Annotated in this window: 4 protein-coding genes and 1 pseudogene; all 5 read left to right on the top strand. The window is 52.3% G+C overall.

Annotated features, from left to right (window positions below; translation table 11 throughout):
• Positions 1-121: 121 nt before the first annotated feature.
• A pseudogene (locus tag AC19YT_RS27915) lies at positions 122-1,102 on the top strand (site-specific integrase); the annotation flags it as partial.
• A complete protein-coding gene (locus AC19YT_RS27910) occupies positions 1,095-3,110 on the top strand; it encodes an integrase (RefSeq protein WP_185710885.1) in 2,016 nt (671 codons plus the stop codon). The pseudogene AC19YT_RS27915 and the gene AC19YT_RS27910, both read left to right, overlap by 8 nt.
• A 3-nt stretch (positions 3,111-3,113) precedes the next feature.
• On the top strand, positions 3,114-3,527 hold the full coding sequence (locus tag AC19YT_RS27905; RefSeq protein WP_185710886.1) for a hypothetical protein: 414 nt from the start codon (positions 3,114-3,116) through the stop codon (positions 3,525-3,527).
• Positions 3,527-3,967, top strand: coding sequence for a VPA1267 family protein (locus tag AC19YT_RS27900; RefSeq protein WP_185710887.1), 441 nt, complete (start codon positions 3,527-3,529; stop codon positions 3,965-3,967). The genes AC19YT_RS27905 and AC19YT_RS27900 overlap by 1 nt, the downstream gene beginning before the upstream one ends.
• Positions 3,968-4,059: 92 nt before the next feature.
• Positions 4,060-5,928 (top strand): AAA family ATPase, encoded by a 1,869-nt coding sequence (locus AC19YT_RS27895; RefSeq protein ID WP_500611358.1) that lies wholly within the window; start codon positions 4,060-4,062, stop codon positions 5,926-5,928.
• The last annotated feature ends 108 nt before the right edge of the window (positions 5,929-6,036 follow it).

The following is a 6,036-nucleotide window of genomic DNA, read 5'->3' as shown; positions in this document are numbered from 1 at the left end:
GAGCACGAGGTCAGCAGCCTCGCGTTTGAATTCAGCGGAAAAGGAACGGCGTTGTTTGGTCATCTGGCACCTCGATCTGGCGAGCATTCTCGCCTAAATGGGTGTCCGGTTTCATTAGACCACTACACTAAGCCTCCGAGAGGTTTGCTACGCAATGATTTTAGCACTGACTGGCCGACGCCCATCCCAGATTGCAGCCCTCAAGGTTAAGGATTTACTTTTCCGAGGAGGTCGCTATTTCATTAACTTCCCCAGAGCAAAGCAGAAATATGGGGTTTGGCGTGCCTCCTTTAAAAAGTATCAAATTGTTGAAGATCTGTGGACTTTGCTTCAGGAGCAAGCAGAAAGTTCAAAATCAGCATTTGTTGAGGCGTGCGGCGATAAATTCAATGCTGATTTGATACCCGAGTTGCCGCTCTTCCCAGCTATCAAATATTACGATGGTGGTGTGGAGCTTGGCATTCAACTGTCAGGAGATTATTTGCATGCGCGTGTTGCTGAGCTCTCCTATGTAATGACTAAAGTAAAAGAGAAAGTTGCAGTTATCAGTGAGCGGACTGGAGCGATCACTCATCTGAACCCCTATCGCTTCCGTTATACCTTGGGTACAAACCTGGCTCGAGAGGGCCGAGGCGAATATATTATCGCTGAAGCACTTGATCATTCGGATATCCAGAATGTCGGCGTTTATGTAAAGAACATCCCTGATATCGTGAAACGCATCGATAAAGCGGTAGCCTTACAATTGGCGCCTTTCGCACAAGCTTTTCAAGGAGTGATCGTCAGGGATGAAGCTAAAGCGCGCCGGGGCGAAGATCGCGCCAGCCGTGTATGCAGTGCGGGTGGCAATGTCGGCACCTGCGGCAGCTATGGCTTCTGCGGTGCTCTCGCCCCGATTGCTTGTTACACATGCTCTCACTTCCAGCCGTGGTTGGACGGCCCACATGAGCTTGTTCTGGATGACCTCCTTCGTGAGCGCGACAACGTACGTGATACTACCGGTGACCTGAAAATCGCATCCGTAAATGACCGACTCATCCTTGCAGTCAGTAATGTCGTAACCCGTTGCAATGCAATGAAGAGCGAGTTTGTGAATGCCTAATGTCTTTCTTTTTGTACCCAAAGCCCAAATCACCAGTCGGCAAAATTTGGAAGAGTTCATTCTCATGTGTCGTGACAGGCTCACGGTGTTCGGTGATGACTTGGACTGGTACAGCCACGCGTGGCCAGGTGTCGGCAACTTCACCAAGAAAGGTGCTCCTTCTCGCGGGTTTACTCAAGAACAACTGATGGACGCTGAGATCATTCCTTTCGCTAAAGCATACGTCCGCTACCAACAAGGACATAACCCTAGCAAACTGAAGAATGAGTTCAAGGCTATTCGCTGTATTGAAGCTGCTCTCCTTGAGATCAAAGGTTGCGCGGACATCACCCAGACTGACATTAGCGTGATGAACGAGGCTGCCCAGGTTGCTCGCACCTATGAAGCGTCGTCATATCAAGCAGGGATCAGCCTCGTGAAACTCCTAGAGTTTCTGAATGAAAGCAGGATCATCCCTGCGCCAGTCGATTGGAAGAACCCAATCAAAAAGCCAAAGGAAATTCACGGTACAGATGCTGTGGCCAAAGGGCGACGTCAGGCAAAAATGCCACCTGACTATCTACTCGACTCAATGGCGGAGATCTTCAGCAACGATCTCTTGGACGCACGAGATCGCTTCACCTCATCTATTTTTGCACTGTGTATGTGTGCCCCGTCGAGAGTCACGGAGGTGCAGGATTTACCAGTGAACTGCCTGTACCGAGGACTCGATAATGAAGGAATAATGCGGCTCGGGCTGAGGTTCTACGCAGGTAAAGGTTATGAGTCAGATATCAAATGGATGCCTACGCCGATGGAGCAGGTTGCTGAGGAGGCCGTGCGCCGGCTTGCCGAGATGTCTGAGCCAGGCCGCAAGCTTGCAAAGTGGCTGGAAACCAATCCGAACGAGTTCTACCGTCATGAAGACTGTCCGAATGTTGGTGAAGACCAGCCATTGACGGATGCCCAAGCGTGCATGGCGATAGGGTTTGATCCGGGAGAATCACTAGGCGTTTCCCGCCAAAGACTCAAACTTGGAATGAAATCGTACGAACCATTCTTGGCTTTTTACGCTAAACACGGCCATGTAACTTTACGGTTTCTCAACGGATACATGCATAGCATGTTGCCAAAGGGGTGGCCATGGATGAACAAAGAGCGGCACATCAAATACTCCGATGCGCTTTGCTGTTTCCGTCAAAATGAGTTGCGGATGGATATGCCTCCTCGACCAATCATCGTGTGGGGCCCGGGAAAAAGCACGTTCACGACTGACATCAACTACATCGAGGGTCAGGAGCGAAGCATCTGGGAGCGCAATGGGTACAAGAATCCAGACGGCAGCCCTATTTCGATGTCGTCACACCAGATTCGGCATTTCCTGAATACGATTGCCCAGCGTGGCGAATTAGGCCAATTGGACATTGCGAAATGGTCTGGTCGGGCGAATATTCATCAAAACGCTACTTACAACCACATGACCGACGACGAGCACGTCGAAATGGCAAGGGATGCTGGGATCGGGGTCGCGTTGACCAAGATCCGAGAAAACGTGCCGGTCACACTGGAAGATCTAGATGCCATCGGCGAAGGGATCGCACACATCACGATCTTCGGGTTTTGTGTGAAAGACTTTTCGATGGTGCCGTGCCAGAAGCACCGCGACTGCCTCAACTGCACCGAGCAAGTCTGCGTCAAAGGGGACGATGGCAAGCTCCAACGTCTCAAAATTCACAGAGATTCCATTCGCGTCCAGCTCGCGAAAGCTCAGGCTGCGAACGAGGACGGCATTTACGGCGCTGATCGCTGGAGCCAGCATCAGATCAAAACCTTGGAACGAGCTGACCAACTGATCCAGATCCTTGAATCGAAAGACACTCCAGATGGCACCATCATCCGCTTGAGTAACGACCAGGAATTCAGTCCACTCAAACGCGCCATTGCTGCTCGCTCCACAATGCCGAGCCTGCCTGCGCCGAAGCAAGACGAACCGGATATGGATGAGATCCGCGCTCTGATGGGGATGTAAGCGATGGCCAAGCACCTAAGCGAAAGAGATATCGATCTGGTCGTTGGCTTGATTGACGGATGGGAGGGAAAGCTTAGCTGGGACGCTCTCGGCGATGCTGTTGAGCCTTTAATTGGGACGCGCCCGGCAAGGCAAACGCTTGCCTTGCAGGAGAGAGTCAGGAGCGCCTTCGATCACCAAAAAGCAAGGCTGAAGTCGGGTTTTACAAAGGTGAAGCCGCCGGCAAGCTTGCGGATTGCCGAGCAACGAATTCGCCGGCTAGAAGCCGAAAACTCTCGCCTGGAGCATGAAAACACACGTCTGCTTGAGCGGTTTATGCGCTGGCAGTACAACGCCCATAAATTCAACGTGTCGGCTGATAAACTGGATGCTCCGCTTCCATTTGTTGATCGCGACTCGTCAGAGGCCAAGTCCTAATGGCTAATGGGCAACAGATCGCAGAAGAAAACCTTGCGGCGTTCATGGCATGGTCGACATCCAAGTCTGATGATGACTTTAGAGGGTATGTGCATCGTGGCAAGCTGAAACGTTCCGAAATCGCGACTGAGTGCGGGTTTGGGAAAAGTGCGCTCACGCAGAACCCGGCAATCCGCTCGGCTTTGGAAAACCTCGAAAACGAGCTAAGAGCAGCAGGAATACTGCCTCCCTTGCTCGCGTCATTGCCTGCTGGTCAGCGACTGGAGCCGGCGCTCAGGGATACTGAAGCCAAACAGCGTCGGCAGGACGGTCAGCGTCTCAATTTTCTGGAGCAAGAGAATGCTGCACTCCGTGCAGAGCTTCAGGCCGCGAAGCAGATGCTTGGTCGCCATGCACTGATTACTGAGTTTTTGGAAGAAACAGGACGGATGCCTCGATGAGCACCGCAGCTCCTTCGCTTATCAATGTTAGCGTTCGTATCACAAGCATCCGCTCTGTCAACAGGAAGGGGTGCATAGCATTCGGTCATCGAATGGATGTAGCCCTCGGCATCAATGATCGTTCGAGTCCTGTCGTTATTCGGGTTTCAGACGCTATTGCAAAGCTTTCGGATATCGCAGTAGGGGCGATTTTTGAGGTTTATGGCGAAGCCACCACTGTATTGCGCAGCCATGGCACCTTCGTAGTCAGTGAATTGACCGTGGACGCCCAGGATTTAAGGATTGTTCGCCCTAGTGGTTCCCAAGTCATCCAATGGCTGGCGGACAACGTCAAAGGTGTTGGAGAAGTCAAAGCCACCCGTCTGTGGGACGCTCTGGGGGAACGTTTGTACGACTCCTTGGATCACGCTGACCACGGGGCGGTTGAATTAGTCCTCCCAACCGAAGACGTCCGGAACGGGATGTTTGAGCGGTGGGCTCAGGACGGTGATGCAAAGACGTTACGGTTTGTACAAGACAAGCAGATCCCGCTGGATATCGCTCGCAAAGCGATTCGTTTCCATAAGAAACAAACAATCTGGGCTCTTACCAACGACCCCTATCGACTGCTCAGTTTCGCAGGTACTTGGGACTGCGTTGATCGGGTCGCCAGGAATAGTTTTGGATTACGTCTGGACGACCCGCGACGATTGGCTGCGGCACTGGAGGAGGCTCTGTATCGCGTTTCTGAACAGGGGCATACCTGCAGCACATTGAGTGCTCTTCACGCTTCAGTTGGCCAACTGATCAAACCACATGCTGCACCTACAGCTGCCTTGTCGGAAGCTCTTCTGGCAGGCGCGAAAGTCGGTCAGTTTGTATTCCAAGATTTACCGCTTTTGGGGCCGATGCTTTTTGCGCCGGGCTCGTGGCTCATGGAACGACGTTGTGCCCAGTTCATAAGGGACTTGATCTCCATTCCTCTAATGCAGCCACAGTTATTCAAGGTGGATGTAAGCGATGTCATATCACGCTTCGAGGAAAAAGAGCGTGCCCACCTTGGCCTGCCGGCGTTTGGCTTGAACCAAGCCCAGCGAGATGCCGTTGCCACTTCATTTTCAAATCGATTCAGCGTTATAACTGGAGGTGCTGGCGTCGGGAAAACCACTGTCCTCAAGGCGCTCTACAAGGCGTTGGATACAACCGGGCGGCCACGTTTTCAAATGGCCCTATCTGGCCGAGCCACGGCTCGAATGATTGAAGCTACTGGCGAGGAGGCGCGGACTATCGCTGGCTTTCTGCGCAAAGTAGGCGACAAGGAAATGGGCCTTGCACCAATCATTGTCATTGACGAAGCTTCGATGCTTGACCTCGTGACGTTCTACCGACTGGTTCAAAAGTTGCCATCTGAGTCTCAGATAATCTTGGTGGGTGATCCGTATCAACTGCCGCCAATTGGCGCCGGCCTGATCTTGCATGTGCTGTGCGATATGGCGGCGGTGCCAATCACTGAGCTGGTTGAGGTCAAACGCCAAGCCAAAGACTCATCAATTCCATTAGCGTCCCGGCAGATTCGAGATGGCCAGCCTCCGACATTTAGCTCGAATGAGCGCGATGAGGTCGTGTTCTTGCCTTGCTCTGATGAGCAAATCATTCCAACTGTCCTCAGGCTATATGAGCAAGATTCTGAAAACACCCAAATCCTGTCAGCAACAAGATCGTGCCGATTTACGGGCGTTAATGCTTTAAACCGGATCTGTCACGTCCAGTATGGGGATCACACCAGGCAGTTGTTGGTCGAGAACCAAGAGACAGGTGAGGTTGAAGCGACCGGGCTCTCTGTCGGAGATCTTGTGATGTACACGGCAAATGACTGGGCTCGTAACCTCCAGAATGGGTCTCTTGGCAAGTTAGAGGAGGTTTTTGACAAGCCTCGCTCAGTGGATCTGGGCGATGAAAACAAGGGCGGCGGCAAAAACTGAGTGCAACACCTGACCTTTCCGGTACGGTGTTGCCCCTATGTCTTATTCCGAACTCAGCGTTGAAGAACGCGCCACCATTCAAATCGCTCGTGCCCAAGCGTTCAGCCT

This window comes from Pseudomonas sp. MF08875 (genome assembly GCF_059862525.1).
This window is presented reverse-complemented; position numbering and strand designations above follow the sequence as displayed.

What these genes read in the sequence shown, in the direction of transcription:
- AC19YT_RS27910 (WP_185710885.1), top strand. Translation starts at nt 1,095, where the DNA reads ATGCCTAATGTCTTTCTTTTTGTACCCAAAGCCCAAATCACCAGTCGG.
- AC19YT_RS27905 (WP_185710886.1), top strand. Translation starts at nt 3,114, where the DNA reads ATGGCCAAGCACCTAAGCGAAAGAGATATCGATCTGGTCGTTGGCTTG.
- AC19YT_RS27900 (WP_185710887.1), top strand. Translation starts at nt 3,527, where the DNA reads ATGGCTAATGGGCAACAGATCGCAGAAGAAAACCTTGCGGCGTTCATG.
- AC19YT_RS27895 (WP_500611358.1), top strand. Translation starts at nt 4,060, where the DNA reads ATGGATGTAGCCCTCGGCATCAATGATCGTTCGAGTCCTGTCGTTATT.